This window comes from Mesorhizobium sp. M7A.F.Ca.CA.002.04.1.1 (assembly GCF_004022805.1).
GTDB lineage: Bacteria > Pseudomonadota > Alphaproteobacteria > Rhizobiales > Rhizobiaceae > Mesorhizobium > Mesorhizobium ciceri.
On sequence record NZ_RZPL01000916.1, the window covers coordinates 1 to 1,904 of the forward strand.

The following is a 1,904-nucleotide window of genomic DNA, read 5'->3' on the forward strand; positions in this document are numbered from 1 at the left end:
CTTCCGTCTCGATCTCGTCCATCAGCCGGGCGAGATCGCGCGCCAGCCAGATCGCGTCGGCGGTGGAAGCCGGGATGACGATCTCCTCGGCGAAAAGGGCGGCGACATGCGCCGGCAGCCGGCGTTTCCAGGCGCGCACCAGCGGCGTCAGCAGCAACAGGCGTTCGGTTGCCGAAATCGGCGGCGCCAGATCGATGGCCGCCGCTGCCTCGGTCTCGAACGCAGCCTCATCCTCGTCGAATTCGCCGAGTGGCCGGATGACCGGCAGGATCGCCGAGCCGCCGCCGCCGCGTGCCGCCAGGCTGTCGACGAAGACACCCCGCAAGGCACGCGCGGCACGGCGTGTCGGCACATAGATGGTGGCATCGGCCAAAGCGAGCGGGTCGCCGTCGAATCGAAACCCCGGAACAAGACGGCCGGCAAGCAGCGCCTCGGCAAGCGTCGGCAGAAACGGCGCTCCGGGCGGGATCGAGAAAACGCGGCTGGAGCCGCTCATTGCGACTCGATGAGCGCACCGGCGACCGCCGCTTCCGCGAGCGGTACGGCATCGGGCGTGCCGACGGTGATCCAGTGGCCATGCATGGGCATGCCGAACAGGCGCCCTGCGGCGATGGCGGAATCGAAATAGGCGTTGAGCGAGTGCGGCCCGGCCGGTGCGCCCTTGAACAGGCGCGGATCGACGATCGCCGCGCCGGCATAGATCAGCCCCGCCGGATCCCCCTTTGAACGCCGCAAGCCGCCATCCGGCGCCACCAGGAAATCGGTGCTGCCGCAGTGTCCGGTCGCCTGTTGGAGATCCGCCAGCATCAGCAGAATATCCATTTTCGCCGCGTCCCATGCAAGGGCGAGGCGCTGGAGATTGAGAGGACCGTCATCGATCCAGAAGGTGTCGGCATTGAGGATGTAGAAGGGTCGCTCGCCCAGTTCCGGCAGCGCCTTGACGATGCCGCCGGCGGAATCGAGCAGTTGTTCGCTCTCATCGGAAATGACGATTTTTGGCGCGCGGCGCGCGGCGACATGGGCGAGGATCTGTTCGGGAAAATAGTGGACGTTGACCACGGCCTTCGCGACACCGGCGGCAGCCAGGCTGTCGAGGCTCCAGTCGAGCAACGTCTTGCCGGCAATCCTGACCAGCGGCTTGGGAATGGTGTCGGTAATCGGCCGCATGCGTTTGCCAAGGCCGGCGGCAAGTACGATGGCGGTGTCCGGTCCTGCTGTCACAGCGCTCGCTCCTCCAGCAAACCGTGGGCGTCGTAGAACTCGCGCAGGCTTGCCAGCGCCGGATGAGACAAGGCCCGGCGCAGATAATCGCGAATGCGCGGCAGGTGTTTTAGATAATAGGGCTTGCCGTCGCGCTTTTCGAGGCGGACGAAGATGCCGAGGATCTTGGAATTTCGTTGCGCCGCCATGATGGCGTAGGATTCCAGGAAGCTTGCCTCGTCGAAAGCACCGGCTGCGTGGCGCGCCGCGACATAGGCATCCAGCGTCTTTCTCTCGATCTCGGGCGACATCGTAACACGCGCGTCCATGGCCAGCGAGGCGACGTCATAGGCGGACGGGCCGATCAGCGCATCCTGGAAATCGACGATGCCCAGCCGATCATGCCCTGAACGGTCGCCGCGCCAGATGATGTTGGGCGAATGGAAGTCGCGCAGCATCAGCGTATATTCGCGGCCGTGCAGCCGGTCGAGGAGCGCGCCCCATTGCTTGTGGTAGCCGGCGCGCAAGGCACCGCTTGCCGGGCTGCCCGTTATTGCCGGCACGTACCAGTCGACCAGCAGATCGGCCTCGATCATCATGGCCTCGCGGTCGAAAGGCGGGACATCGTGGAAGCCGCCATGCCCTGTTTCCAGGCGCTGCGGCCAGGTCCTGCCATGCATCATGGCCAGCAGCTCGGCCGCCGC

2 protein-coding genes and 1 pseudogene are annotated in these 1,904 nt (G+C 65.9%); all 3 read right to left on the reverse strand.

All coding sequences use genetic code 11. The features are described 5' to 3' along the window. Positions 1 to 496: pseudogene (locus tag ENZ75_RS30405) on the reverse strand (double-strand break repair protein AddB); the annotation flags it as partial. Then, positions 493 to 1,221 carry a nucleotidyltransferase family protein gene (locus ENZ75_RS30410; RefSeq protein WP_013528329.1) on the reverse strand — a complete coding sequence of 243 codons (729 nt, stop codon included), beginning with the start codon at positions 1,219 to 1,221 and terminating at the stop codon, positions 493 to 495. The gene ENZ75_RS30410 and the pseudogene ENZ75_RS30405, both read right to left, overlap by 4 nt. Next, positions 1,218 to 1,904: phosphotransferase (locus ENZ75_RS30415; RefSeq protein ID WP_164888129.1), on the reverse strand; the 687-nt coding region annotated here is incomplete at its 5' end. The genes ENZ75_RS30410 and ENZ75_RS30415, both read right to left, overlap by 4 nt.